The organism is Vicinamibacteria bacterium (assembly GCA_035570235.1).
Taxonomy (GTDB): domain Bacteria; phylum Acidobacteriota; class Vicinamibacteria; order Fen-336; family Fen-336; genus DATMML01.
The window spans coordinates 1-24,702 of sequence record DATMML010000107.1 but is presented as its reverse complement, the minus strand read 5'-3'; the positions used below and the strand labels follow the sequence as shown (position 1 = coordinate 24,702).

The following is a 24,702-nucleotide window of genomic DNA, read 5'->3' as shown; positions in this document are numbered from 1 at the left end:
GGGCCTAAGGGCGTTCAGTCCTCGCGGCCGAGGATCTCGATGAGGGCGCGGAGCATGTCGTTGTCGGTGATGATCCCCACCAGCCGCCCCTCCTCGACCACGGGCAAGGAGCCGTACTTGGTGCTGTGGAGGGTGTGGGCGGCCTCGAGCAGGGGGGTGGCGGCGGTGACCGTGACCGGGTTCTGGATCATGATCCGGGCGATCGTGGTCCCCTCCATCACTCGCGTGAAGTCCTCCTGGGACTCGGAGAGCGTCGAGGGCTCGGCCCGCTTGAGGTCCCCTTCCACGAGAAGGCCCACCAGCATTCCCGCGAGCACGATGGGGATCCGGCGCACGCTCCTTAGGCGCATGGTCTCCAGGGCCTGCATGAGGCTCTCCTCCGGCTCCAGGGTGAAGGGGTTGGGGGTCATGAACTCCGCAACCGTCGGTCTTTTCTGCACGGGACTCATGGTACATCCACTCCCAAACCGGCCCTGTGCTCCCGCTCACGGGGCGGTCGCGGGCCCCCCGGCCACCGCGGTGGCGAGGGGGAGGACGGCGCGCAGCGCGGCCAGGAAGGTCTCCATCTCCGCGGGAGTGCCGATCGAGACCCTTAGCCAGTTGGCAAGCGACGGGAATTTCCGGCCCACGAGGACATTCCGGCTGCGGAGAGCGTCGATGACGGCCACCACGTCGCGGCCCACGTCGATCATCAGGAAGTTCGTCTCCGAGGGGATGAAGCGGCGCCCGTCCTTGCTGAGCTCCGCGCAGACAAAGGCCCGGGTGTCTCGGTTGCGCCGGCGCTGGTCGGCCACGTGGGCGGGGTCCTGGAGGCTGATGAGGGCGGCCTCGAGGACGGCCCCGTTGGCGTTGCTAAAGATCTGATGCTCGCGGAGGGCGCGGGCGTTCTCCAGGGAAGCGACGGCGTAGCCCAGGCGCATCCCGGCCAGGCCGTAGACCTTGGAGAAGGTCCGGACCACGACCAGATTCGGGGTGCGGGAGAGCCATTCGGAGGCGCTCCGGTAGCCCGGGTCCTCCACGAAATGGTGATAGGCCTCGTCCACGAGCACGACCGCGGTCTTGGGCACCCGGGGCAGAAACGCCCCCAGGGCGTCGCCGCTGACCACGGTGCCGGTGGGGTTGTTGGGGTTGCAGACATAGACGAGGCCGGTCTTCGCGTCGCAGGCCGCGGCCATCTTGGCAAGGTCGTGGCGGTGCTCCGCGTCCAGGGGAACCTTCACCCCCTCCGCCTTGGTCACGCGCGCGTACATCAGCACCGCCTCGAACGTGGGCTCCGCCGCCAGCACCGTCTTTCCCGGGGAGAGGAAGGCCATGTCCGCCATGCGGAGGATCTCACCCGAGCCGCAGCCGAGGACGATCTGCTCGGGCGCCACCCCATGGTCGCGGGCCAGCGCCTCTGCGACCTCGCGCTCGATGGCGTCGGGGTAGCGCGCGGCCCGGGCCTGGGAGTGCGTCATGGCGGCCAGGGCCGCCGGGGAGGGCCCGTAAGGGTTCTCGTTGGAGTCGAGGAGGATGCTCCCCCCCGTGGACACCCGCGGCCGGGCCAGGGCCGCAGAACCCAGGAGCCGGGGCCCCATGAGGGTGGCGCCCAGCCCGGCGCCAAGGGCACCGGTGAAGGAACGACGGGAGAACGTGGGCATATAGGAGCCTCCTGTCTCGGAGAGGACCGAGTGTAGGGCGTAATCCCGTGGCCGGCAACCGCCTTGCCTGCCCTTCGGGCCTCCACTATCATCGAAACCCGCTACCAGAGCCGCGGTGCCCGCGGCGGAGGGCCTTCCTTTGGACTTCAGTCTCAGCGAGGAGCAGCGCCTCCTCCAGAAGACGGTCCGCGAGTTCGCGGAGACCGAGCTCGGACCGCACGCCCGCGAGTGGGACGAGAGGCAGGAGTTCCCGCGCCAGGTCTTCACGAAGCTGGGGGAGATGGGGCTCATGGGTGTCGTGTGGCCCCCCGAGTACGGGGGCTCCGGCCTCACGACCTTGGACTACGCGATCGTCCTGGAGGAGCTGGCCCGGGTGGAGGCGGGGGTGGCCCTCTCCGTGGCCGCGCACAACAGCCTCTGCTCCGGCCACATCTTTCTGGCCGGGAGCGAAGAGCAGAAGAAGCGCTTCCTCGCCCCCCTGGCCCGGGGAGAGAAGATCGGCTGCTGGGGCCTGACCGAGAACAGCGCGGGCTCGGATGCGGGGGGCACCAAGACCACGGCCGTGCGGGACGGCGCCCACTGGGTGCTGAGCGGCTCCAAGACCTTCATCACCAACGGCCGCGTGGCCGACACGGCGGTGGTCATGGCCGTGACCGACCGCGCGAAGGGCAAGAAGGGGATCTCCGCCTTCCTGGTGGAACGGGGGACGAAGGGCTTCCGGGCGGGGAAGAAGGAGGACAAGCTCGGGGTCCGCTCCTCCGACACCTCCGAGCTCATCTTCGAGGATTGCCGGATCCCGGCCGAGAACCTCCTCGGGCAGGAGGGTCATGGGTTCATCGACACCCTCCGCATCCTCGACCGCGGGCGCATCGGGATCGCCGCCTTCTCGGTGGGGATCGCCCAGGCGAGCCTGGAGGCCTCCATCAAGTACGCGGGGGGCAGGCGGCAGTTCGGCCACGCCATCGCCGAGTTCCAGGCCGTCCAGTTCAAGATCGCGGAGATGGCCACCAAGGTCGCGGCCGCCCGCCTGCTGACCTTCCGGGCGGCCGCGCTCCGCGACGAGGGGCGCGAGCACACCACGGAGTCCTCCATGGCCAAGCTCTTCGCGAGCGAGACGGCGGTGGAGGTGGCGACCGAAGCCATCCAGATCCACGGCGGCTACGGCTACGTGAAGGAGTACCCCGTGGAGCGCTACTGGCGTGACTCCAAGCTGGGCACGATCGGGGAGGGCACGAGCGAGGTCCAGCGCCTGGTCATCGCCCGCGAGCTGCTCGGCCTGCGCGGCATGGTGCGCTAGCGCCCCCGCCATGAAAAAGCCGAAGAAGAAAGCGAGGAGCCGGTCCCCGGCCCTGGTCGAGGGCGTGCTCGAGGGCGACGTGCGCTCGGTGGCCCGGGCCATCACCCTCGTGGAGGAGGCGGGGCCGGAAGCCCGCCGCCTGCTCGCCGCCCTCTTCCCCCACGCGGGGCGCGCGCTCGTCCTGGGCCTGACCGGGCCGCCGGGAGCGGGCAAGTCCACCCTCGTGGACCGCATGACCGCCCATCTCCGCCGGAAGGGCAAGACGGTGGGGATCGTGGCCGTGGATCCCACCTCCCCCTTCAGCGGGGGCGCCATCCTGGGCGACCGCATCCGCATGCAGGCCCACGCCACGGACAGCGGGGTCTTCATCCGCTCCATGGCCACCCGCGGCCACCTGGGGGGCCTGGCCGCGGCCACCGGCGATGTCCTGACCGTCCTCGCCGCCTCCGGCAAGGACGTGCTCCTGGTGGAGACGGTGGGGGTGGGCCAGGCCGAGGTGGAGATCGTGGGCACCGCGGACGTGAGCATCGTGGTCCTCCTCCCCGGCCTCGGAGACGAGGTGCAGACCCTGAAGGCGGGGATCATGGAGATCGCGGACGTGTTCGTGGTGAACAAGGCCGACCGGGAGGGCGTGGAGCGGGTGGTGGCGGAGATCGAGTCCATGCTCTCCCTGGCCGCGCACGACGGCCACATCCCCCCGATCGTGCGCACGGTGGCCACCGAGGACCAGGGGGTGGACGACCTGCTCAAGGCGGTGGAGACCTTCCGCGTCTGGGCCGAGGCCACCGGCCTCCTGGCCCGCAAGCGGCGGGTCCACCTCCGCCGCCAGCTGGAGGACACGATCAGGGAGAGGCTCCTGGGCCGGATGCGGACCCGGTACCTCTCCCCCCCCGAGCTGGAGCGGACGGTGGACCGCCTGGCCCGCCGTCGGCTGGACCCCCTGACCGCCGCCGACCGGCTCTTGAAGAAGATGGGACTCTCATGAAGATTCTCAAGATCGATCACCTGGGCATCGCGGTGCCGAGCCTGGCCGAGGCGATGAAGGCCTGGGAGGCCCTGGGCTTCACGCGGGAGTCGACACACGAGGTGCCCACGGAGAGGGTCCGGGCCGCCTTCTTGCCCGTGGGCGAGTCCCGACTAGAGCTCCTCGAGCCCACCGATCCCCGCTCCGTGATCGCCCGCTTCCTCGAGAAGCGGGGGGGCCTGCACCACGTCTGCGTGCTCGTGGATGACCTCGAGGCCGCCCTCGCGGAGCTGAAGGCCCGGAAGGTGCGGCTCATCGACGAGGCCCCGCGGGCGGGCGCCGATGGCTCCCGGGTGGCCTTCATCCACCCCCAGGCGGCCGGAGGCGTGCTGCTGGAGCTGAAGCAAGCCCCGGCCGGCGCACCGGGGCCCGAGCGGACCTGAGGGAGGCGGCGTGCTCGAGCTCGGAAACATCCGGGTCCACATCCTGCACGACGGAGCCTTCGCTCTGGACGGAGGGGCCCTCTTCGGGGTGGTGCCGCGCGGCCTCTGGGAGAAGACCGATCCCCCGGACGAAAAGAACCGTGTCACCCTCGGCCTCAATGTGGCCCTCGTCGAGACTGCGGGCCGAAGGATCCTCGTGGACACCGGCATGGGCGACAAGTGGAACGAGAAGGAGCGGGGCCTCTACGGCATCGAGAGATCGTCGACCCTCCTCGGCTCCCTGCGAGCGCTGGGCCTCGGCCCCGCGGACATCGACATCGTGATCAACACCCACCTCCACTTCGACCACGCCGGGGGCAACACCCGGCTCGAGGAGGGGAGGCCGGTCCCGACCTTTCCCCGCGCGCGCTATCTGGTCCAGAAGGGGGAATGGGAGGACGCCACCCGGCCCCACGAGCGCAGCCGGGCGTCGTATCGGGAGGTCGATATCGCTCCTCTCGCCGAGGCTCGCCAGGTGGATCTGCTCGACGGTCATGCGGAGGTGGCGCCGGGGGTGCGGGTGGTGAGGGTGGGGGGCCACACCGCGCATCATCAAATGGTGATCGTGGAGGGAGGGGGGAACGCCCTCTACATCCCCACCGACCTCCTCCCCACCACGAGCCATCTGCCCCTCCCCTTCGTCATGAGCTACGATCTCTACCCGGTGGCGACGCTGGAGGCGAAGCGGGAGCTGCTCAAAAAGGCCGCGGAGAGCGACGCCTGGCTCCTCTTCTATCACGACCGGGAGACGCCGCTGGGGCGGGTCTGTCGCGAGGGTGACCGCTATCGGCTGAGCGAGGGGGGAGAGTGAGCGAGAGCGTGCGGATCGGCATCATCGGGGGAAGCGGCCTCTACGAGATGGAGGGCTTCCGCGACCGAAGCGAGGTGGCGGTGGAAACGCCCTTCGGGCCGCCCTCGGACAGCCTGGTGATCGGGACGCTGGAGGGGAAGCGGGTGGCCTTCCTGCCCCGCCACGCCCGAGGGCATCGCTTGCTGCCGGGGGAGCTCAACTTCCGGGCCAACATCTTCGCCCTGAAAGCCCTGGGCGTGGAGTGGATCCTGTCCGTCTCCGCGGTGGGCTCCTTGAAGGAGGCCTACGCGCCCCTGCACATGGTGATCCCCGACCAGTTCGTGGACCGCACCACCCAGCGCGTTTCCAGCTTCTTCGGCCGCGGGCTCGTGGCCCACGTGGCCTTCGCCCATCCCTTCTGCCCCAATCTCTCGCGCGTCATGGCGGCGGCCTGCTCGGAGGCGGGGGTCACCCATCACGTGGGGGGGACCTACCTCTGCATCGAGGGGCCGCAGTTCTCCACCCGGGCCGAGTCCGAGCTCTACCGTTCCTGGGGGATGGACATCATCGGCATGACCAACCTGCAGGAGGCCAAGCTGGCCCGGGAGGCGGAGATCTGCTACTCGACGCTCGCCATGGTCACGGACTACGACTGCTGGCACCCCCAGCACGACTCCGTGACCGCGGAGTACATCATCTCCAACCTGGGCAAGAACGCGGCCGCCGCCCAGGCCGTGCTCAAGACGGCCCTGCGCCATCTCCCCATCCCCCGGGGCTGCGAGTGCGCGGAGGCCCTGAAGTCCGCGCTCGTGACCCCCTCCCACCTGGTCCCGGACAAGGTCAAGCGCGAACTGGCCCCCGTCATCGGCAAGTACATCTCCTAGCAGGGAACGAATGTCCATACTGGTCGTGGGCAGCGTGGCGTACGACACCGTGGAGACCCCCTTCGGGCGGGCGGAGCGGGTCCTCGGGGGCAGCGCATCCTTTTTCGCCGTGGCCGCCTCCTTCTTCGCCCCCGTGAACCTGGTGGGGGTGGTGGGGCGGGACTTCGGAGAGGCGCAGCTCGCCGCCTTCCGCGGACGCCCGATCGATCTCGAGGGCCTGGAGCGCATGGAGGGCGCGACCTTCCACTGGCAGGGCAAGTACTCCTACGACCTCAACTCCCGGGAGACCATCTGCACCGACCTCAACGTCTTCGAGTTCTTCAAGCCCAAGATCCCCGCCCGCTATCGCGGCTCCTCCCACGTGTTCCTGGGAAACATCGATCCCGTCCTGCAGCGGGAGGTGCTGGCCCAGGTGGACAACCCCCGGGTGGTGGCCTGCGACACCATGAACTTCTGGATCTCGGGGAAGCCCAATGAGCTCCAAGAGACCCTGAAGCGGGTGGACATCCTGCTCGTGAACGACGCCGAGGCCCGGCAGCTCTCGGGAGAGTGGAACATCGTCAAGGCCGCGCGGGCCATCCGGGCCATGGGCCCCAAGACCCTGGTCGTGAAGAAGGGGGAGCACGGTGTCCTCATGTTCTCCGAGGCGGGCTCCTTCGCCGCTCCCGCCTACCCCCTGGAGGATGTGTTCGACCCCACGGGGGCGGGCGATACCTTCGCGGGGGGCTTCCTGGGCTATCTCGCGGCCGCGCCCGCGGGGGCGGGAGAGGGCGTGCTGCGCCAGGCCGTGATCATGGGCAGCGCGCTCGCCTCCTTCTGCGTGGAGGCGTTCAGCCTCGACCGCCTGCTCACCCTGACCCGCCCCGAGATCGATGAGCGCTTCCGGCTCTTCAAGAGCCTGACCCAGTTCGACAACATCTGAGGGGGGTCGCGCGGGTCCGGCCGCGCTTCTCGGGGTGGGGCTTTGGGGCGGCCCCTTAAATCAGTTCAGCTTCGGACCCGACTCCAGCATCGTGTTCACGATGGTGAGGAGCTTGTTGGCGGTGAACGGCTTGTTGATGTACATGATGGCGCCGGACTCGAAGCCCTCGGCCAGGGCCTCCCCGCCCCCCTTGGCGGTCAAGAAGATCACGGGCACGTCCTTCAAGCGGGGATCCTCCTTGATCTTGCGGCAGACGGTGAAGCCGTCGACCTCCGGCATCATCACGTCCAGGAGGACGAGGTCGAAGACCTGGTCCGCGAGGAGCTTCAACGCCTCCGCGCCCCCGCCCGCCCCCGTCACGTCGAAGCCCTTCTGCTCCAAGATGGTCCGCTCGAGGCTCAGGATGTTCTCGTCATCGTCCACGACAAGGATCCTCTTGGCCATCAGGACCTCCGCCCGGCCATTTGCGCGTGGGGGGGATTCTAACAAGGCAAGCCGGGCATTGTCAGCATACATAAAATTTTGCCGCCTTCAGGGCTTAGAAGCCCGCGCTCGGCGGAGGCCCCGTAGGATCGATTCCATCTCCCACAGGAAGAACCAGAGCGTCTGCGGCCGGACCTCGAGGGCGGCGAGGGCTCGCGCTGCGTCGGCGAGGCGGCGGACCGCGGCCCGCGACTTGTCCTCCCCTGGGCGCGTCCAGCCGTCCAGGTAGGCTCGCACCAGCGTCTCGTCGCCATCATCCCAGGCGTCGCGGCGCGCGGCCAGGAAGCGCCGGGCCCGGGCCTCGTCCCGCGGACCCAGGAGGAGGCTCTTGGCGTCCGCCCCCGAGGCCACCGCCTCTAGCCTCTGGAGCCGCCGCTCCAGGAGGCGGAGGAAGCGGGCGGCCGCGCGCGGGCGGGGCAGGGCCCGGCGGACTCTCGCCACGAGCGGATGGGCGCGGGAGCGCGTACGGGTTCCTCTCCGCTCCTGATCCACGGCGCGGGGTTAGAAGAACGTGACGTCGAAGGCGTTCGAGCGAACCCCGTCCACGGTCGCGTAGACGTTGGTGACGCCGGGGGCGAGGCCGAGCATGGTCGGGTTGTACGCGCTGCCGCCGTGACCGATCCAGAAGCTGGTGTTGCTCCAGGTCCACACCGGGTCGGTCTTGGCTTGGGTGGCCTGGCCATGCCCGTCCTTGGGCGTCACGTCGAGGCGAATGACGCAGCCCACGGCGGCGCTGGTGGTGGCGGGCATGGGCTGGTTGTTGCAGTACACCCCCGTAACCTTGGCGTCGGCGCGGGCCACGGGATTCGTGTTGCTGGGTATGTCGGCGCCGGTCCCGGGAGGAGGAGAGCTCGGGTTGGGCGACGGATTCGCGGGCGGGACCGCGGTCGCCCTAGGCGTGGGGGCGGGTGCCACCGGGATGGGATTGACGGCGGTGGGCGCGCCCGGCGTACCCGAGGAACGGCCCGTCTGCTCCTCGCTGTGCGTTTGGCAGCCCAGGAGGACCAGCGCGGCCGAAATCGCTAAAAGACAAGTTCTTCCCACGCCCGCCTCCCGACGACACCCTGAGGAGTGTACTGCCATTGGCCCCCGGGCCGCGGTGCCCGGGGTCACACTCAGGGGACGTTGTTCACGGTGATCGCCCCGCAGACCCCGGTCCTCAGGATGCAGGCCTCGAACGTCCCCGGCTTGAAGGCCATCACCAGGAACTGGTTGTCCGGATGGTTCTCACAGGGCCCGCCGACGCAGGGCTGGCCGTTGTAGTCCCAGGTCGGCCCCACGCGGCCGGTGTCGGGAGAGATCCCGACGGCCAGGGCATCGCAGGCCGCGTGCTGGGGATGGCCCTCGGGACGCGTCGGGCAGTAGCGTCTCCCATCCGTGAAGCCGATCTGCTGGCAGTAGGCCGCGTCCGGGCCGACCAGCGGGGTCGAGTCCAGGATCAATCGATTGGCGCCCACGATGTGGACCGTGACGTCGATGCGGACCACGGGCCCCGGTACGGGGTTCTTGCAGGAGGATGGATCGAGGTTGGGGTCCGTGGAGCCTGGTGCGGGCGTCGGGCTGGGCGTGGGGCCGGGCGTGGGGGCGGGGTTGGGAGTCGGAGATCCTGGTGACGGTGACGGCTTGGGGGTGGGGCTCGGCCCCGGTGTGGGGCCCGGCGCCGGTGTTGGGCTCGGCCCGGGTAAGAAAGCAAGAGGAGTCGCGCCGGGGAGCGGTACCACGACCGGGTTGGGGTTCGCCCGGGTCGGAAGCTGCTCCGTGAGGAGGGTCTCGCTGCAGCCGGCTAGGCTGACCACCGACAGCCCCAAAAGTACTGTCTTCCACATAGACGGCCCCTCTCCACTAGAAAGCGCTTCATATGGTCAGCCATAACTGTCCTTGCTGTCAACCTTTTTCTGCTATTTTGGAGGGAGGTTGGCCCGGACGATTTCGGCCGCCCGGGCGGAGGCCCCTGGCGGACCGAGGCGCCGCCGGACCTCGCCGAGCGCCTCCCTCATGCCCGCGAGCCTTGCCGGATCGCCCAGGAGGCCGAGCGCCTCCGCCGCAACCCGCTCCGGGGTGAAGCCACCCTGGATAAGCTCGGGCGCCAGGCGCTCTCCGGCGATCAGGTTGGCCATGGCGACGTGGGGGACCCGAACCAGGGGCCGACCGAGGGCGTAGGTGAGGGCCGACAGGCGGTAGACCACAATCATGGGCGTCCCCAGGAGAGCCGCCTCCACGGTCGCGGTCCCGGAGGCCACCAGGGCGAGGGTGGCCGCGCCGAGGACGGCGTGGGTCTTGTCCTGGACGAGGCGGACGGGGAGGCCAGAGAGCTGGCCTTCGAGGGCAGCCGCGTCGATCGAGGGCGCGGCCGCGAGCAGGAACTGCGCATCGGGCCGGGCTTGGGCGAGCAAGCGGAGGGCGCCCAGAAGGGGCGGGAGGTTGTGGGCGATCTCCTTCCTGCGGCTGCCGGGCAGCACCGCCACCACGGGCCGCGACGGGTCCAGACCGAGGCTGGCGAGGAAGGCGGCGCGGTCGGGCGCGGGCCGCACCAGATCCACCAGGGGATGGCCCACGAAGGTGACGGGAACGCCCGCCTCCTTATAAAGGGGCTCCTCGAAGGGAAAGATGACGAGCATCTGGGAGACCGCCTCCCGGATGGTCCTTATGCGGCCGCGGCGCCAGGCCCAGATCTGGGGCGAGACGTAGTAGAGGACGCGCACGCCCCGGCGGTTGAGCTCGCGGGCCAGGCGCAGGTTGAAGTCCGGGTAGTCGATGAGGACGGCAAGATCGGGCGGCTTCCGGTCGACCTCGGCGAGGAGCCCCCGAAAAACGCCGCGGATCCTCCGCAGGTGGGAAAGGACCTCGAGCAGGCCCACGACGGCCAGATCCCGAACGTGGGCCAGGAGGTGAACCTCCTGCTCCCGCAGCCGGTCGCCGCCGAGGCCAAAGACCTCCAGCTCCGGCAGGAGGAGGCGAAGGTGCCGAAGCAGCTCGCCGCCATAGAGGTCGCCGGAGGGCTCGCCGCAGGAGACAAGGAGACGCATGGTGCTGCTCACTGGATTGACAGTATAGGGGTTCGGCCTTCGCTCCCATGAGCTTTGGGGGTGCCGTCTCGCGTCGACACCCATGTCCGTCGAAAGGGACGGACGGTCCCGCCGTTCCCGCCGCGAGCCCTTGATACGATTGACATTACGGGCGGGCGCGAGCCCGCCGGTGTCGGCACGGGGCTTGCAATTCGGTTTGGTCGGGATATGTCTCGCGACCCGTATGAAAGGTGGAGGCAGCAATGACGGTACGACACGTGGCACTTGCTCTGGCTCTTGGGAGCCTGGCCGCCCTACCGCTATGGGCCGATCACGGCCAGCATGGCGGCGGCGGCGGGTCGTCTGGCGGGCACTCCTTCTCGTCGCCCGGGACGCATAACGCGGGTGTCGCCTCTCCTCGGTCCTCGAGTTCGGGGAGTTCGGGCAGGACCCTCGCCGAGAGCCGCCATCCGCGGGCGGGCACGGGGACGGCCGGCTTCTACGGGGGTGGCTTCTACGGGGGTTCCCGCTTCTACCGCCCCTACTACTCTCCCCGCTTCTTCGGGTCCTTCTACTACGGCTGGCCCTACTTCTACGACCCCTTCTACTTCAGCGGGTATTACGGCGGTGGGTACTACGGCGGCGGGTATTACGGGGGTTACTACGGCGCTCCCGGCTACTACGGCTCTCGCTACGGCGACCGCGCCAGCCTCCGGGTGATGGTGAACCCGGACAAGACGCGGGTCTTCGTGGACGGCTACTACGCAGGGGTGGCGGACGACTTCGACGGCTTGTTCCAGCGGCTGCACGTCTCCCCCGGTCGCCACTTGATCACGCTGAAGCTGGAGGGCTACCGGACGCACAGCATGAGGGTGTATGTGGGCGCGGGATCGACCCTCAAGATCCGCTTCGACATGGTCAAAGGATCGGGCGAGGATCCCGTCGAGGACCTGGCCGGAGACCTGGGAACCGACGCCGAGCGGAACGACGACCGCGCCCGTCCCGCGGAGCGGTACGACGACCACGCCCGTCCCGCCGAGCGGGACCGCGACGTCTCCGGAGACGAGCGGCATGACCGCGACCGTGTCCGCGTCGAGGTGCGCGACTCAGGCCGCCTGCGCCTAGACGTGCAGCCGGCCGACGCCTCTGTGTACGTGGACGGCCAGTTCCGAGGGACGGCGCGCCAGGTCGGAGAGCTGGAGCTGCCCCCCGGACGGCATCGGCTGGAGATCGTGCGCCCCGGATTCCGGACGGACGACCGTGACGTCGATGTCGAGGCCGGACGGACCCGTGACCTGAGGGTTGAGCTGCAGCGTCCCTAGGTCGGGGTCAGAACCCGCCGGAGGCGGCGGTGGGGCTTCCGCCCTTGTAGAGGTCCTGGTAGATGCGGCCCGCCACGGCTGAGGCGCGGTGCCCGTTGCCGCGCCTCATGAAGACCACGATCACAAGCTCGGGGCGGTCGGCGGGCGCGTAAGAGGCGAACCACCCGAGCTGGGAACACGAGCCCGTCTTCCCGGCCACCACAATGTCGGGGTCGAACGCGCTGGCCGCGCTGCCCTCGTTCACGGCGCCCAGGAACCCCTCGGCCAGGCCATCCAGCCGGGTCCCCTCCGGAAGCCGCCAGCGCTCCTTGGGCACGAAGTCGTCGGGTCCCCCCACCTGCGGCTGGAAGACGACCCCGCCGTTGATGGCGGCGGAGAGCAGGACCGCGAGCTGCACCGCGGTGGTCGTGATTCCCGCCGCGTGGCTCGAGAGGTGCCCGACCAGCTCCGGCCGCACCGCTTCCGGCACCCGACCCGCCGTCTCCCCGGTGAGATTGATGCCGGAGGGGGATCCGAGGCCGAGGAGGTGGGCGTAGCGCTGGATCTTCTCGTAGCCGAGCTGCTCACCGATCCACTCGAAATAAGTGTTGCAGGAGACGGCCAGGGCCCGCCGCAGGCTGATGACCCCGTGCCCGGGCCACAGGTTGCAGCCCTTCTGGCAGGTGTAGGTGGTCTCGGGCGTGATCACGCCTTCCGACAGGCCGGCGATGGCGACCACGATCTTGAAGACCGAGCAGGGCTGGTAGGCCCTTAGGAGCGCGTTGCCGGGATTCACGACCACGAGCACCCGGCCCGTGCGCGGGTCCATCGCCACCGCGGCCCCGCCCGTGCCCTCCAGCTCGCGGCGGCAGGCCTCGCCCACGGCGAGGTCCCGCTCGGACGCGCCGGGGGGCGCAATCACCAGGGGCAGGACGACGGCGGGAGGCCGGACGTGCGGGGCGGAGGGAGAGGCCGCAGGGAGCGCGGCGGCCGCGAGGGAAAAAAGCAGCAGCAGCCCGCCCAGCCTGATCCTCATTGTGCTCCGAGACTAACATGGATCCGCGGCTCCGTCCCGGCCGCCCGCGCGGCGGAGGCTTCTGGCCCTTGTCCCCCGAGCGCTCCCCCTATAGAATCCCGCCTTTCGGAGAAGGAGAGCCGAGCATGAGCGTGCGCCCGAAGTGGTGGCTTGCCGTGGCCGTCCTTGGTCTGAGCGTGCCCAGGGTGCTCGTGGCCCTCGACAAGGAAGACAAGAAGTGGCTGGACGAAGTAAAGCCCATCATGCTCACGGACGAGGAGAAATCGTTCCGCAACCTGAAGGACAAGGCCGACCGGCTGGAGTTCCAGAAGATCTTCTGGGCCCGCCGCAACCCTGACCTCGAGGCCTCCACGAACGAGTATCAGGCCGAATACCAAAAGGCGGTCGCGGAGGCGGACACAAAGTACAAGGTCGCGGGCCGTCCCGGCTCGACGAGCGACTGCGGCCGCGTCTTCATCCTCCTGGGCAAGCCGGACGAGATCAAGAAAGAGGAAGGGACGGTGAGCCCGGGCCTCCGCCCCGCGGAGACGTGGATCTACAAGGACCGGCCTAACCAGACCTTCACGGGCGGAAAGGCCGAGATTGTTTTCGACACCGAGTGTCGCTTTCCCATGGGCAGCCGGGTCTCCGAGCAGCTCAATCGGGTGGCGGAGCAGAGGATCGCCCACCCCAACATCGACTACCGCCTGACCAAGGACGGGCGCCTGGTCAAGCTGGCGGATCTTCTGCCCAAGCCCACGGCCGCCCAGGCCCTGCTCAAGGCCCCCCGCCAGGACTTCCCGGTCGCCACCCAGGTCGGATTCCTGAAGGTGCTGGACGGAGGGAGCGCGGTTCTGGGGCTGGTCCGGGGGGAGGCGGCGGGCCTCACCGTCGAGGAGGTCGGAGGCAAGAAGACGGCCAAGGTCGTGGTGGTCGCCCAGGCCCTGGACGAGAGCGGGAAGGCGGCCGCCTTCGCGGAGCAGACCACCGTCGCCCCCGTCGTCGACGGCGCCCTGGTGGCCTCGTACCGCATGGGCCTGAAGCCGGGCAAGTACACGCTCCGCGCGGGCGCCCTGGACGAGAAGACGGGCAAGGGCTCGGTGGCCACGATTCCGCTCGAGGTCCCGGCCTTCAACAAGGGCGAGCTGTCGCTCGGGACCGTGCTTCTGCTCCAGGACGTGGAGGACCTCCCCGCGGGCAGCAACCCCGATCCCCAGAACCCCTACGGCGCTTTCACGCTCGGGACGGCGCGTCTCATCCCGCATTTCGGACAGACGTTCACGAAGAGCGACTCCATTTCCATCTTCTACCAGTTCTACGACCTCAAGGTCGACGACGCCACCGGCAAGGCCTCCGGCAGCGCGATCCTCAGCATCCTCCGGGACGGGAAGGCGCCGGTGGCCAAGGCCCCCGAGCAGACCATCGAGACCGTGATCGGCGGCAACGTGGTGGGGCCGGTGCCGCTAGGGAAGTATGAGCCCGGCAAGTACGTGGTGCAGATCAAGGTGACGGACAAGCTGGCCAAGAAGGACGTGGCCCAAGAGGTTCCCTTCGAGATCAAGCCCTAGAGCGAGATCAAGCCCTAGAGGAAGAGGAGCCCGACATGAACAAAGCGGAGCTTGTTGCCCGGGTGGCGAAGGACTCGGGCCTCACCAAGGCCGATGCGGGGCGGGCCCTAGATGCCGCGCTGGACAACGTCACCAAGGCCCTGAAGAAGGGAGAGAAGGTGACCCTCGTCGGCTTCGGCACCTTCGGCGTTTCAAGGCGGCGCGCCCGCGCCGGCCGCAACCCTCAGACGGGAGCGCTCATCAAGATTTCGGCGCGACGGGTGCCCAAGTTCACGGCGGGCAAGGAGCTGAAGTCCGCCGTCCGCTGAGCGCCCCCTAGGAGCGCCGCTCAGGCCGCTTTCTTGGCCGGCTGCGCGAGGAGCTGAAGGGCCTTCTCGAGGATGGGGTCGTGGCTCGTCCCCGGCTCCTGCCCCTCCTCGGTCGAGGCCACGGGCACGCTGGGCTCGACTCCCTTGCCGTGGATCGCCGTGCCCTTGGGTGAGGAGTACCGGGCTACGGTCAGGACCAATCCCCCCTCGGGCAGGGGCACGGCCTTCTGGACGCCGGCACGGCCGAACGTCCGCTCGCCCACCACGGGGGCTCGGCCGGAATCGAGCAGGGCCGCGGCCACGATCTCGGCCGCCCCCGCCGTGCCCGTGTCCACGAGGACCGCCATGGGCCGGTCCCAGGCCGAACGCGCGGGGTCGGCGGTGAAGACCTGCTCGGCCACCTTGGTGCCCGAGAGCTTGGCCACCACCCCGCCCTTGACGAAGACCTCGGCCACCTTCACCCCTTCCGCGGGCGGGCCGTAGGCCGAGTCGCGAAGGTCCAGGACCAGGCTCTTGGCGCCCCCGCGCTTCAGGGCTTCTACCTCGTTGCGCACGTCGTCCGCCACCCGGGCCGGGAACTCCGCGACCTTCAAGTAGCCCGTGCCGTCCTCCAGCATTTTCCCGTGGGGGGCGGCGGGGGTCAGCCGTTCCCGGACCACCGAGACCTCGAGGGGATCGCTGCCCGCGCGCAGGATGCCGAGCTTGACCACGGAGCCGGGGGCGCCGCGCAGGAGCCGCTGGCCGGTGGGCACGGCCAGGGGCCGGGAGTGCTTCCCGTCGATCGTCCGGATGATGTCCCCGCTCTTGATGCCCGCGCGCTCGGCGGGGGAGCCCGGCCGGGCCGCGACCACCATGAGGAACGCGAATCGGCGCGTGAGCACGGCGCCAATCTCGGCGTCCGTCTCCTTGGCCGGCTGCTGGTAGAGGCGGAACTCCTCGGGGTCCAGATAGCCGCTGTCGCCGTCCAAGGCATCGCCCAGGCCGAGGCGGGCCCCGGCCATGGCCCGGTCCAGGTTGACCGGCTCCACATAGGCCTCGAGGACGAGACGCACGACCTCGTTGAATACGGCGAGCTGGCCGTAGCTTGTGTCCCCCAGGACGCGGCCGAGCAGGGAGCCCACGGCCACGTAGCCGATGAGACCGGTGGAGAGGACGGCGATGAGGAGGCGGCTGCGAGGACTCATGAGAGCAGTATACCCGAGACGGCCGGCGGGGGCGGCGGGGGGGGGCGGGAATGCGGGTTAAATTAGTTGTCGCAGGAGGCCAGCCGAAACTCTTCATTCGAAAACGAGCTTGCTGGTGTTAGCTGTCTGCAACATAAATGAGCCACAAGACGTTTGAATTGTGAGAAGTCCCCTCCATTCACAAAACCCCTTAGCGGGGTCTGTCCGCACTTCCCGCCGCGGATCACAACAATCGTCACGACAGAGTTCTGCTGGACGATCGTGGACTGTAGGGCGGGCCCATCTTTAAAGTTCCCACAACCGAGCCCCTCGCTGTAGTTCACGCACTCGGTGCCCGACGATTGGGAGTCAATCGTGACGGGGACACTGCTATAGTTCTTTGCGTCCGCGTAATACTTGAGAGGCAGGAGGCGCTGATGAAGAAGACGTTGGTGGCTTGTCTCAGCGCGATGATCGCTGTTCCGACTTTTGTCCTCCCTGCCGTATTCACAGCCGCCGTCGCCACCTCCGGCTGCACGGCCATCGGCTTTGGCATTGGCGCCGCCATCGACAACTCCCACAAGACCCCGAACACCATGGAGGCGTGGCAGATCCGGCGGATCGAGAAAGGGACGTGGGTCAAGGTCTCTCTTCGAGATGGCAGCGAGGTGGAGGGCAGCTTCAACGGCCTCAGCTTCGACGGGAACGAGTACGCTCAGAGATACGAGGAGCGGCAGAAACAGACGGAGGGCGTCGTGCTCCCCTCCCTCGGTGAGACGATCACCGTGAGCAGTCCCAAGGGAAAGACCACAGTGGGCCGATTCGACGGATTCGAGTTTGCGTCCATCGGCTTCCGTCCTGAGGGCAACTCCCCGCCGCTCGACGTCCCGTTCGAAAAGGTTTCCGCCGTATCCTTCGCGGGCCGTGAGCCGCTAAGTGGGGCTCAGCTCCAGGCCCTGAGGGGGCAGGGGGCCCTGCCTTTGCGCAGCCGGATGGCCGTGCGTGACGCTCGCATTCCCGTTGAGCGCGTCAGTCAGATCGCGGTTCCACATCACGGGCATGCCAAGACCATCGGCGCCCTCATCGGTCTTGGCGTCGATGTCGCCATCATAGCGGTTCTTGGCTCCAGCAAATTTTGCTTCGTTGGCTGCAAGTAAAACCCTGCTAGGCTGTCCGCGGGGTCCTGCTTAGCCGACCTGTACACCTAGCTGTGACAGTGCAGTTATTAAAAGTCCCGGAAAATTGCTGAGACCGTGTGTCGCGCTGCACCCAAACCGTCAAATAACCGTAGCGAGGCGGTTTTCTGGCACTTAGGCCGCAAAATCTCTGCCACTGTTTTACGGGTTACTCTAGTTGCGCTTCAGCCACTCCAACGGGTCCTCGGGCCGGCCCTGGAAGCGCATCTCGAAGTAGAGCCCCGTTCCCAGGAGGCTCGCCGCCCCCACCGTCCCCAGGGTCTCGCCGGCCGCCACCTTCTGCCCAAGGTGCACCCCGGTCTCCGCGAGGTGGGCATAGAGAGAGTGGTGCTTGCCCCCGTGGTCCAGGACCACCATGAGCCCGTAGCCCTTGAAGCGGTCGGCGAACACCACCGTCCCTTCGTAGACCGCCGTCACCGCGCTGTCGGCGGCGGCGTCGATCTCGACGCCGTTGGAAACGGTGTAGGTCTCGAAGCGGGGGTGCTTGCGGCGGCCGAAGGGGACGCGCACGTGGCCGGTCAGCGGCCAGGGCAGAGCACCCCGGAAGGCGGAGACGGGCACGCTCACCTCGCCGTTGCCGAGGCCCTGGAGGAGCTGGCGCAGCTTGCTCTCCGCGTCCTCCAGCTCCAGGACGTAGGCGGCGTGGGTCTCCTTTTTCTCGACGATCGAGGCCAGAAGCTCGGTCTTGCGCTGGCGCTGAACGTCCACGCTGCGGCGGGCCGTCTCCAGCTGCGCCTTCAGGATCAGGGATTCCTGGGTCCTCCGCTCCAGCTCCGCCCGCTGGACGGTGAGGGCCTTGAGGTCGGCCCGGAAGCCGGCGATGCGCTGGTTGTCGCGGCGGGCGAGGGCGGTCACGAAGCGATAGCCGCGGAAGATGTCCGAGGGCCGATCCACGGAGAGGAGGAGCCGGAGGTAGGAGAGCTCCCCCAGCTTGTACAGCGCGCGGGCATGGGCGGCCAGGAGCGGCCTCGTCTCGGCGAGGGTGCGCTCGAGCTCGCGGACCCGCTTCAAAGTGGCGTCCATCTGGGCCCGAGTGCGCAGGAGGCCGATCTGGACCTCGCGCAGGTCCTCCCCCTTGAGACGCACCTCCACTTCGAGCGCGTCCACCTCTCCCAGGAGGCTCCGCTCCTGCCCGCGCAGGCGGGTGAGCTCCCGCTGCAGGAGCTCGCGCCTCTCCTGAATCTTCTTGAGGCGCTCGTCGCCGCCGGGCACGGTCTCCGCCGCGAGGGGTCCCCCCCGGACCGTCACCGGCAGGGCGAGGAGGGCGAGGAGAAGGAGGCGCCTCACATCAAGGGCTTCCCGTCCAGGTCGGGCGGGAGGGGGACGTCGAGCAGCTTCAAGATGGTGGGTGCCAAGTCCATGATGTTCGGCCCCGCGGTGGGGATCTTCCGGCTGCAGAAGAAGACCCCGCCGCTGATCTCGGTGGCGGTGGCGCAGTGGTCGCCGCTCCACTTCTTGTTGTTGTTGTCCACCACCTCCCGGCGGATGGTGCCCAGGGTGTCCTGCCAGCCCACCCGATAACCATCGTTGAAGCCGGCCTGCAGATCGGGGGCGTTCTGCAGGTACTCCCCCTTGTAGATGTCGTCGCGGCGGTAGATATCCCGGAAGACCGGCTCCCCGCCCTCGGGGTCCTTGAGGGTCACGAGCTTCGACCGTATCTCCTCCTGGAGGGCCGAGTACTCTCTCCCCGCGGAAACGATCCCCTGGGATTCGCGACCCCGGAGGTTGAAGTAGATCTGGCCCAGGCCCACCGCGTAGGCCCGCGTCTGCGTCCAATCCACACCCTCCCAGAACCGCCCGCGTCCGAAGAGGTCCTGGAGCTTTTTCTCCTGGCTCTGCCCCTGGAAGTGCATGTAGCCGTTCTGCACCAGCCAGGTGTTCAGGTTGACCTCGCGCCTAAAGGAATGAAAGCCGTGATCGGACATGACCATGAAGACCACGTCCTTTGGAACCCGGGCCAGCAGGCGCCCCACCAGGTCGTCCGCCCGGCGGTAGATCTTCTCGATCGAGTCTCCGTAGCGGGCCGCGAGGTCCTTGTCGTACATCGGGTGCTTGGGGTCGATGAGCCTCCACATCATGTGGGAGATGCGATCGGTCGTCTCTATGGCGGCCACGAAGAGGTCCCAGTCGTCCTGCTTCAGGCTCTCCAGGATGATCTTCTCCCGGTCGTCCATGGCGCGGTCGGAGTCGTAGAGGAACTCGGCCTCGTTCAACCGCCCCTCATTGAGCGGCTTGTCCGCCGACTCCGCCCAGCCCAGGGTGCGGTAGAGGCCGATCTTCTGAGCGAGCGCGGCCGAGAATCCATCGGGCTTCGAGATGGGGAGGGGGGGGTTGCGGGGGTCCATGTTCACGGGGGAGGCGTAGAGCTGCAGCTCCCGGTCGGCCCGGATGACGTGGAACTGGGTCATGCCGTGGACGCTCAGAAGCAGGTTGATCTTGAACGTGAGGGGCACCCAGGGGCTCCACTCCCCGGCCTTGAGCTTTAAGGAGTGGCCCTGGACCTCGATCTCCACCTCCCCCGAGCCCTCCGCCCACCGCACCGCGACGGGAAGGTTGATGTCCTTGCTCGTGCCGAGCTCCTCCAGGCGCGCGGTCTCCTTGTCGCTGAGCCCGCCCGCCTTGCGCTTCTCCTTGAGGGCCGCCTCCTCCTGCTTCAGAACCGGATTCTCGGGTCCCTTGAGCATGGTCTTGGCGCGGCCCCCGTCAAAGAACAGCCGCCTCAGGAACCCCCCGAACTCGGTGTTTCCCTCCTCGAAGGACGACAGGTCCGTGGCCCAGTAGTAGAAGGTGCCGAGCGTCCCCCTGAGATCGGGGAGGGGCAAGCCGCCCAGGAGGTCGCCCCCGGGCACCTCCTCGGGGGGGAACGTAACGGGCACGGTCAGGACCACGCTCCGAACCCCGTCGTTGGCGGCGTGCACCCAGAACGACGTCCCCCCGCGGGTCGAGACGACCCGCGGTCTCCTGGTGGGAATGAGCCCCCACAGGAACTGCGGGGGCTCCCTCCGGATCATGTTGAAGTCGGGCAGGTAGGTCTGGAAGTCCCGGATCAGGAAGTCGTAGATGTTGTGCTTGCCGGGGTTCACGCCGGTGGCGAAGCTGGACCAGGCGGTCGGGGATTCCGAGGGCTGGGTTGAGCCCAGGGTCGAGAAGGTGCCGCTCTCCGCCAGTCGCTTGAGGTTCGGAAGCTTGCCCTCGTCCATGTACTTCCGGGCCAGCGTCGGGTCCATGCCGTCGAAGCCGACCACGAACACCCGTTGCTTGGTCCGGCGGGGCGGCTTGACGCCGGGGGGACGGGACGAGCAGGAAGCGCCGGCGAAGGCCAGAGCGAGGCCCGCGATCATGACGGCGGAACGGCGAAGGATGGGGAGCGATGGCAAGGGCACCTCTTTCGGACGGATGAAAGGACGACGATGCGATTGTAGCCGAGCGCTCGCAGGTACCGGTAAAAGCGGGACCGCCTCAAGATAAGATTGGGCGATGCGGCAAACGAGCGGATCGGTGCTCTGCCCGTCCTGCGGCTCGCTGGTGGGGGTCAAGGACGAACAGTGCCTCATCTGCGGCCGACGGAATCCCGGTCTCTGGGGCTTCACCACCCTCTTGAGAAGGCTCGGCACGGACCTGGGCTTCGTTCCCATGGTGCTCTGGGGCTGCGGGGCGCTCTACATCGCCACCCTGGCCGCGGACCCGGAGGGGATCCGCATGCAGGGCCTGCTCGCCCTCGTGTCGCCGAGCGCGGAGAGCCTCCTCCGGTTCGGAGCCAGCGGGGCCATCCCGGTGTTCCGCCGCGGGCGCTGGTGGACGGTCCTTTCCGCGGGCTGGCTGCACGGCGGGATCCTCCACATCGGCTTCAACATGATGTGGGTGCGCGACCTGGCCCCCGCCATCGCCCATCTCTACGGCCCCGCCCGCACGGTCATCATCTACACCGCTTCCGGCGCCACCGGCTTCCTGGCCAGCAGCCTGGCCGGCCGCTACCTCTTCTTCATGCCCCGGTTCCTGCGCGGGGCCGGTCTCACCATCGGCGCCTCGGCGTCCATCTTTGGCCTGATCGGGGCCTTGCTCTATTACGGCCGGCGGGGGGGGAGCGCGCTCATCAGCCAGCAGGCGAAAAGCTGGGCTTTGACCGGACTCGCCTTCGGCTTCCTCATGCCCGGCATCGACAACTGGGCCCACCTCGGGGGCCTGGCCGGCGGGTACCTGACCGCGCGCTGGCTCGACCCCCTCCTCCCCGAGAGGGGCGACCACACGACCCTGGCCCTCGTCTGTCTGCTGGTGTCAGCAGCCTCAATCGTGGTCTCGATCCTGCTCTGGTGACTCTCTGGAGAGCGCGGCGGGGAGCACGCCCTAAAGGGCCCGAAGGGTAGGCGGGTTCCGGCGCTACCCGCCCTCGCTCTCAGGCCCCGGAGGGGCCTTGCGGCGGCGGCTCCGTGTCTTCTCGGGGGCCTCGGCGGCAGGGGCTTCCAGCGTCTCGGGACCGGGGGGCGGGGGCGGCTGCTTGACCACGCGCGTGTAAGCGGAGGAGATCGCGGAGACGCGCGTGGCCCCGTCTGCGGCCTTCCGCCGCCGGGAGGAACGAACGTCGCCGATGGGGATGAGGGTGGCCTCCACGGGCGGAAAGCGCCCCGCGGGATCGGTCTCCACCACGAAAGAGCCGGGGAAGAGCACGTTCACGTAGTGCTTGAGGGTCAGGTTGGTGGGGCCGTAGCCCTTGTCGTAGAGAAAGTGCTCGCAGGCCTCGCCCATCTCCCCCGCAGAGGTGTAGCGGTGGGCGGGGTCGCGCTGCAGGGCCTGCCGCAGGATGGCGAGCACGCCGTCGGGGATGGCGGGGTTCCGGGAGCGGGGGGAGGGGATGGGGCCGGACACCACCTGCTCCAGCACCTCCCCCGTGGTCCCGCCCCGGAAGAGCTTCTCCCCCGTCAGCATCTCAAAGAGCACCGTGCCCAGGCTGAAGAGATCGCTCCTATTGTCGGCCCGGAGCTCGAGCACCATCTCCGGCGCCATGTAGGAGGGCTTGCCGGTCAGGCTGCTGTCCCGGGTGCCGCTGCGGGTGGCGATGCCGAAATCGATCAGCTTCACCGTCCCCTCGCTGGTCATCATGATGTTGCTGGGGCTGATGTCGCGGTGGACGATGGCCGCCTTCTGGAACACGTACTCCAGGGCCCGGCAGACGCGGCTGACGATGAAGACGGAGAGATCGACATCGGGGAGGCGGCCGAGCTCGGCGTGGCGCTCCAGGTAGTCCACGATCGTCCAGCCGTCGATGTACTCCAGGATGATGCAGAGCTCGCCCCCCACCTGCTCGAAATCGAAGATGCGGCCGATGTTTTCGTGGTCGAGGAGCGCATAGCGGCGAGCCTCATCGACGAAGAGGCGCAGGTGGGCGGGGTCGGGGTTCTTGAGCTGCTTGATGACGATGGGGCGCTGAAAGCCGGCCTGGCCGATGAGCATGCCTTTGCAGACCCTGCCCATCCCTCCCGCGCCCAACTCGTGAAGGATCCGGTACTTCAGCGGCTCGACCATCTTTTTCTGTCGGTTACGAAATCGAATGCGAGCATGGCAGACCCCTGGGGGGGTGTCAACAAAGCGATATACTCATGAGACGACATGCGTTACCTGGGCTTGGACGTGGGCGACGTCCGCATCGGGGTGGCGGCCTCCGACGAGACGGCCACCCTCGCCACGGGCCTTCCGACCCTCCGGCGGGTGGGCCCGCGCAAGGACGTTAAGGCGGTGGCCGCCCTCGTGCGCGGCCACGACGCGGGGGAGGTCGTGGTGGGGTTGCCCAGGAGCCTCGACGGCTCTGAGGGGCCCCAAGCCCGTAAGGTACTGGCCTTCATGGACGATCTCCGCGGCGCGCTGCCCGTGCCGGTCGTTCCCTGGGACGAGCGCTTCACTACAGCCATGGCCACTCAGGCCCTTCGGGAAGCGGGGGCCTCCCGCCGCGACCGACGGGAGGCAGTGGACCAAGTGGCGGCCGTCTTGATCCTTCAGAGCTACCTCGACTACCGCAAGCTCGTCGATGCCGAGGCCCGCAACTCCAGCGCCTGACCTCCTCCGGGTCGCGCGCGTCCTGCTCCTGCTCGCGATCCTGGCCCTATCCCTGCGCCTGGCCTGGGTCTACGAGACCCGCTACCCCCTGAATGGGGTAGGGGAGCCTCCCGTCTCTCTCGTCGTGCCCCCCGGCTCGAGCGCCGAGGCCATCGGTCGGCAGCTCCACGCCCTCGGCCTCGTGCGCTACCCGCTGATCTTCCGCATCCTGGTCGTGAGCCGGGGGGTGGAGACGGTCCTCAAGGCCGGCGAGTACTCGTTCGAGGGGCCCCTCTCCCTGGAACAGATCGTGGACATGATGGCCCGGGGCGAGGTGGTGCGTCATGATGTGACCGTACCCGAGGGCAAGAGCCTGACCGAGGTCGCGGAGATCGTGACCACCCACGGGATCGACGCGCCCGCCTTCCTGAAAGCGGCCCGGGACCCCGCGCCCATACACGACCTCGACCCCCTCGCCTCCGATCTCGAGGGCTACCTCTTCCCCGACACCTACGACGTCGCCTTGAGCCCGGGTGCGCCCGCGGCCCTGGTCACGCGCATGGTCCAGCGCTTCCGCGCGATGATGGAGCCGGAGCTGCCCCGGCTCCTGACCCGGGGCCTGAGCCTGCGCCAGGTCGTCACCTTGGCCTCGCTCGTGGAGCTCGAGACGGCCCAGGGCGAGGAGCGCCCGCGCATTGCCGCCGTTTTCCTGAATCGCCTGCGGAAGAAGATGCCGCTCCAGACCGACCCCACCGTCATCTACGCCCTGCGCCTGGCGGGGGCCTGGGACGGGAAGATCCATAAGGTAGACCTCAGCATTGACTCTCCCTACAACACTTATCGCATTCCCGGCCTCCCGCCGGGGCCGATCGCTTCCCCCGGCCGCGAGTCGCTGCGCGCGGTCCTCGATCCAACTGAGGTCCCAGACCTCTATTTCGTGAGCCGGAACGACGGCACCCATCAGTTCAGCCGCACCCTGGCCGAACACACCCAGGCGGTCGACCGCTACCAGAAGCGCAAGCGGCCGGTGCCGGATCCGCCGGGGAGCCCCTGATGGCCGGCCGCACCCCCGAGGAGTCTCCGGAGTGGGTTTCCCCCGTGGCCATCGGCCCCTCGCTCGGCTCTGCCGCCGCGCTGGGCGCCCTCATCCTGATCCTGCTCCTTTCGAACGGCCGCCCTATCGGGGCCGGGGCGCTTCCCTCCCCCCTCCTCTTGATCCTGACCGCTCCCGTCTTCCTTCTGCTCCGCGGCCTCTTTGTCCTGGACGGAACAGGGGCCGCCCTCGCCGGCAAGATCGTCGCCTCCCTCCTCTCGGCACTGGCCGCGGCCACGCTGTTTCTCGCCGTGGGCCGGCGCCACCCCGAGGAGGACGGGCGGACGACCGCTCTCGTTTTCGCTCTCGGCACCACGGTCTGGGCCACGAGCCAGGCCCTCTACCCCCAGCCGGCGGCGGTCTTCTTCGTCTCCCTCGTGGTGCTCTGCCTCCTCAAGGCCGAGGGCACTCCGGCCTGGGCGGGGCGCGCGGGTTTGCCGCTGGGCTTGGCGGCGGCGGCCGATCCGCAGGCAACCGCGCTCGCAGCCGTGCTCTTCCTCGGTCTTGCCGCGCGCTGGCCGCGGCGATCGCCGTTCCTGCTCCTCTGGACCCTGCCGGGAGCCG

The 24,702-nt window shown here is 68.7% G+C and carries 26 protein-coding genes; 14 read left to right on the top strand and 12 right to left on the bottom strand.

All coding sequences use genetic code 11. From position 1 onward, the window contains the following. Positions 1 to 14 precede the first annotated feature (14 nt). A complete protein-coding gene (locus tag VN461_20220; GenBank protein HXB57101.1) occupies positions 15 to 449 on the bottom strand; it encodes a CBS domain-containing protein in 435 nt (144 codons plus the stop codon). A gap of 36 nt (positions 450 to 485) precedes the next feature. Further along, positions 486 to 1,640, bottom strand: a complete 1,155-nt coding sequence (hisC, locus tag VN461_20215; protein HXB57100.1) for a histidinol-phosphate transaminase — start codon at positions 1,638 to 1,640, stop codon at positions 486 to 488. A 115-nt stretch (positions 1,641 to 1,755) separates the two neighbouring features. Here hisC and VN461_20210 point away from each other — a divergent pair, with 115 nt between their 5' ends. Genes VN461_20210 through VN461_20185 form a run of 6 tightly spaced genes read left to right on the top strand, consistent with a single transcriptional unit; the run spans position 1,756 to position 6,979 of the window. Beyond that, complete coding sequence (locus VN461_20210) at positions 1,756 to 2,937, top strand: acyl-CoA dehydrogenase (GenBank protein HXB57099.1); 1,182 nt, start codon at positions 1,756 to 1,758, stop codon at positions 2,935 to 2,937. Positions 2,938 to 2,947: 10 nt separating this feature from the next. Next, positions 2,948 to 3,922 (top strand): methylmalonyl Co-A mutase-associated GTPase MeaB, encoded by a 975-nt coding sequence (gene meaB / locus VN461_20205; GenBank protein ID HXB57098.1) that lies wholly within the window; start codon positions 2,948 to 2,950, stop codon positions 3,920 to 3,922. Then, the gene (mce, locus tag VN461_20200; GenBank protein HXB57097.1) at positions 3,919 to 4,344 is read left to right on the top strand and encodes a methylmalonyl-CoA epimerase; all 426 of its coding nucleotides are present in this window, start codon (positions 3,919 to 3,921) and stop codon (positions 4,342 to 4,344) included. The genes meaB and mce overlap by 4 nt, the downstream gene beginning before the upstream one ends. A 10-nt stretch (positions 4,345 to 4,354) precedes the next feature. Next, on the top strand, positions 4,355 to 5,194 hold the full coding sequence (locus VN461_20195) for an MBL fold metallo-hydrolase (GenBank protein ID HXB57096.1): 840 nt from the start codon (positions 4,355 to 4,357) through the stop codon (positions 5,192 to 5,194). Next, positions 5,191 to 6,057 (top strand): S-methyl-5'-thioadenosine phosphorylase, encoded by an 867-nt coding sequence (gene mtnP, locus VN461_20190; protein ID HXB57095.1) that lies wholly within the window; start codon positions 5,191 to 5,193, stop codon positions 6,055 to 6,057. The genes VN461_20195 and mtnP overlap by 4 nt, the downstream gene beginning before the upstream one ends. A gap of 10 nt (positions 6,058 to 6,067) precedes the next feature. Further along, positions 6,068 to 6,979: a PfkB family carbohydrate kinase gene (locus tag VN461_20185; GenBank protein ID HXB57094.1), complete on the top strand. Its 912-nt coding sequence runs from the start codon at positions 6,068 to 6,070 to the stop codon at positions 6,977 to 6,979. 60 nt (positions 6,980 to 7,039) lie between these two features. On the opposite strand, the gene VN461_20180 is transcribed toward VN461_20185, so the two are convergent. From VN461_20180 to lpxB, 5 genes are all read right to left on the bottom strand, one after another. Continuing rightward, positions 7,040 to 7,423 (bottom strand): response regulator, encoded by a 384-nt coding sequence (locus tag VN461_20180; protein HXB57093.1) that lies wholly within the window; start codon positions 7,421 to 7,423, stop codon positions 7,040 to 7,042. Between the two features lie 87 nt (positions 7,424 to 7,510). Continuing rightward, positions 7,511 to 7,903, bottom strand: coding sequence for a hypothetical protein (locus VN461_20175; GenBank protein ID HXB57092.1), 393 nt, complete (start codon positions 7,901 to 7,903; stop codon positions 7,511 to 7,513). A gap of 60 nt (positions 7,904 to 7,963) precedes the next feature. Then, positions 7,964 to 8,506 (bottom strand): hypothetical protein, encoded by a 543-nt coding sequence (locus tag VN461_20170; GenBank protein HXB57091.1) that lies wholly within the window; start codon positions 8,504 to 8,506, stop codon positions 7,964 to 7,966. Between the two features lie 71 nt (positions 8,507 to 8,577). Continuing rightward, positions 8,578 to 8,949 (bottom strand): hypothetical protein, encoded by a 372-nt coding sequence (locus tag VN461_20165; protein ID HXB57090.1) that lies wholly within the window; start codon positions 8,947 to 8,949, stop codon positions 8,578 to 8,580. A gap of 411 nt (positions 8,950 to 9,360) precedes the next feature. Continuing rightward, positions 9,361 to 10,488, bottom strand: coding sequence for a lipid-A-disaccharide synthase (lpxB, locus tag VN461_20160; protein ID HXB57089.1), 1,128 nt, complete (start codon positions 10,486 to 10,488; stop codon positions 9,361 to 9,363). Positions 10,489 to 10,730: 242 nt separating this feature from the next. On the opposite strand from lpxB, the gene VN461_20155 reads away from it, so the two are divergent. After that, entirely contained in the window at positions 10,731 to 11,789 is a 1,059-nt protein-coding gene (locus tag VN461_20155; protein HXB57088.1) for a PEGA domain-containing protein, read from the top strand. Positions 11,790 to 11,796: 7 nt separating this feature from the next. Here the strand turns inward: VN461_20155 and VN461_20150 are convergent, their stop codons facing one another. Then, positions 11,797 to 12,804 carry a penicillin-binding transpeptidase domain-containing protein gene (locus VN461_20150; protein ID HXB57087.1) on the bottom strand — a complete coding sequence of 336 codons (1,008 nt, stop codon included), beginning with the start codon at positions 12,802 to 12,804 and terminating at the stop codon, positions 11,797 to 11,799. Positions 12,805 to 12,929: 125 nt separating this feature from the next. Here VN461_20150 and VN461_20145 point away from each other — a divergent pair, with 125 nt between their 5' ends. Next, a complete protein-coding gene (locus tag VN461_20145) occupies positions 12,930 to 14,351 on the top strand; it encodes a GWxTD domain-containing protein (GenBank protein ID HXB57086.1) in 1,422 nt (473 codons plus the stop codon). Between the two features lie 35 nt (positions 14,352 to 14,386). Continuing rightward, positions 14,387 to 14,659, top strand: coding sequence for an HU family DNA-binding protein (locus tag VN461_20140; protein HXB57085.1), 273 nt, complete (start codon positions 14,387 to 14,389; stop codon positions 14,657 to 14,659). Between the two features lie 20 nt (positions 14,660 to 14,679). Here the strand turns inward: VN461_20140 and VN461_20135 are convergent, their stop codons facing one another. Beyond that, positions 14,680 to 15,843 (bottom strand): S41 family peptidase, encoded by a 1,164-nt coding sequence (locus tag VN461_20135; GenBank protein HXB57084.1) that lies wholly within the window; start codon positions 15,841 to 15,843, stop codon positions 14,680 to 14,682. Between the two features lie 416 nt (positions 15,844 to 16,259). On the opposite strand from VN461_20135, the gene VN461_20130 reads away from it, so the two are divergent. After that, on the top strand, positions 16,260 to 16,979 hold the full coding sequence (locus tag VN461_20130; GenBank protein ID HXB57083.1) for a hypothetical protein: 720 nt from the start codon (positions 16,260 to 16,262) through the stop codon (positions 16,977 to 16,979). A gap of 192 nt (positions 16,980 to 17,171) precedes the next feature. Here VN461_20130 and VN461_20125 read toward each other — a convergent pair whose 3' ends face one another. Together VN461_20125 and VN461_20120 are read right to left on the bottom strand one after the other, a co-directional pair. Next, positions 17,172 to 18,305 carry a peptidoglycan DD-metalloendopeptidase family protein gene (locus VN461_20125; protein ID HXB57082.1) on the bottom strand — a complete coding sequence of 378 codons (1,134 nt, stop codon included), beginning with the start codon at positions 18,303 to 18,305 and terminating at the stop codon, positions 17,172 to 17,174. Further along, positions 18,302 to 20,395 (bottom strand): alkaline phosphatase family protein, encoded by a 2,094-nt coding sequence (locus tag VN461_20120; GenBank protein HXB57081.1) that lies wholly within the window; start codon positions 20,393 to 20,395, stop codon positions 18,302 to 18,304. The genes VN461_20125 and VN461_20120 overlap by 4 nt, the downstream gene beginning before the upstream one ends. A 100-nt stretch (positions 20,396 to 20,495) precedes the next feature. Here VN461_20120 and VN461_20115 point away from each other — a divergent pair, with 100 nt between their 5' ends. After that, entirely contained in the window at positions 20,496 to 21,332 is an 837-nt protein-coding gene (locus tag VN461_20115) for a rhomboid family intramembrane serine protease (GenBank protein ID HXB57080.1), read from the top strand. A gap of 63 nt (positions 21,333 to 21,395) precedes the next feature. On the opposite strand, the gene VN461_20110 is transcribed toward VN461_20115, so the two are convergent. Then, positions 21,396 to 22,538: a serine/threonine-protein kinase gene (locus VN461_20110; protein ID HXB57079.1), complete on the bottom strand. Its 1,143-nt coding sequence runs from the start codon at positions 22,536 to 22,538 to the stop codon at positions 21,396 to 21,398. A gap of 84 nt (positions 22,539 to 22,622) precedes the next feature. On the opposite strand from VN461_20110, the gene ruvX reads away from it, so the two are divergent. From ruvX to VN461_20095, 3 genes are all read left to right on the top strand, one after another. Beyond that, positions 22,623 to 23,066, top strand: a complete 444-nt coding sequence (ruvX, locus tag VN461_20105; GenBank protein ID HXB57078.1) for a Holliday junction resolvase RuvX — start codon at positions 22,623 to 22,625, stop codon at positions 23,064 to 23,066. Beyond that, entirely contained in the window at positions 23,038 to 24,099 is a 1,062-nt protein-coding gene (gene mltG, locus VN461_20100) for an endolytic transglycosylase MltG (GenBank protein ID HXB57077.1), read from the top strand. The genes ruvX and mltG overlap by 29 nt, the downstream gene beginning before the upstream one ends. After that, the coding region (locus tag VN461_20095; GenBank protein ID HXB57076.1) for a hypothetical protein at positions 24,099 to 24,702 on the top strand (604 nt) is incomplete at its 3' end. The genes mltG and VN461_20095, both read left to right, overlap by 1 nt.

Coding starts and splice junctions, on each gene's coding strand:
- mltG (HXB57077.1), top strand. CDS start 23,038: ATGCCGAGGCCCGCAACTCCAGCGCCTGACCTCCTCCGGGTCGCGCGC.
- VN461_20140 (HXB57085.1), top strand. CDS start 14,387: ATGAACAAAGCGGAGCTTGTTGCCCGGGTGGCGAAGGACTCGGGCCTC.
- VN461_20110 (HXB57079.1), bottom strand. CDS start 22,538: ATGGTCGAGCCGCTGAAGTACCGGATCCTTCACGAGTTGGGCGCGGGA.
- VN461_20155 (HXB57088.1), top strand. CDS start 10,731: ATGACGGTACGACACGTGGCACTTGCTCTGGCTCTTGGGAGCCTGGCC.
- VN461_20145 (HXB57086.1), top strand. CDS start 12,930: ATGAGCGTGCGCCCGAAGTGGTGGCTTGCCGTGGCCGTCCTTGGTCTG.
- VN461_20150 (HXB57087.1), bottom strand. CDS start 12,804: ATGAGGATCAGGCTGGGCGGGCTGCTGCTGCTTTTTTCCCTCGCGGCC.
- VN461_20115 (HXB57080.1), top strand. CDS start 20,496: ATGCGGCAAACGAGCGGATCGGTGCTCTGCCCGTCCTGCGGCTCGCTG.
- VN461_20220 (HXB57101.1), bottom strand. CDS start 449: ATGAGTCCCGTGCAGAAAAGACCGACGGTTGCGGAGTTCATGACCCCC.
- ruvX (HXB57078.1), top strand. CDS start 22,623: ATGCGTTACCTGGGCTTGGACGTGGGCGACGTCCGCATCGGGGTGGCG.
- meaB (HXB57098.1), top strand. CDS start 2,948: ATGAAAAAGCCGAAGAAGAAAGCGAGGAGCCGGTCCCCGGCCCTGGTC.
- VN461_20130 (HXB57083.1), top strand. CDS start 16,260: ATGAAGAAGACGTTGGTGGCTTGTCTCAGCGCGATGATCGCTGTTCCG.
- hisC (HXB57100.1), bottom strand. CDS start 1,640: ATGCCCACGTTCTCCCGTCGTTCCTTCACCGGTGCCCTTGGCGCCGGG.
- VN461_20185 (HXB57094.1), top strand. CDS start 6,068: ATGTCCATACTGGTCGTGGGCAGCGTGGCGTACGACACCGTGGAGACC.
- VN461_20180 (HXB57093.1), bottom strand. CDS start 7,423: ATGGCCAAGAGGATCCTTGTCGTGGACGATGACGAGAACATCCTGAGC.
- mce (HXB57097.1), top strand. CDS start 3,919: ATGAAGATTCTCAAGATCGATCACCTGGGCATCGCGGTGCCGAGCCTG.
- VN461_20135 (HXB57084.1), bottom strand. CDS start 15,843: ATGAGTCCTCGCAGCCGCCTCCTCATCGCCGTCCTCTCCACCGGTCTC.
- lpxB (HXB57089.1), bottom strand. CDS start 10,488: ATGCGTCTCCTTGTCTCCTGCGGCGAGCCCTCCGGCGACCTCTATGGC.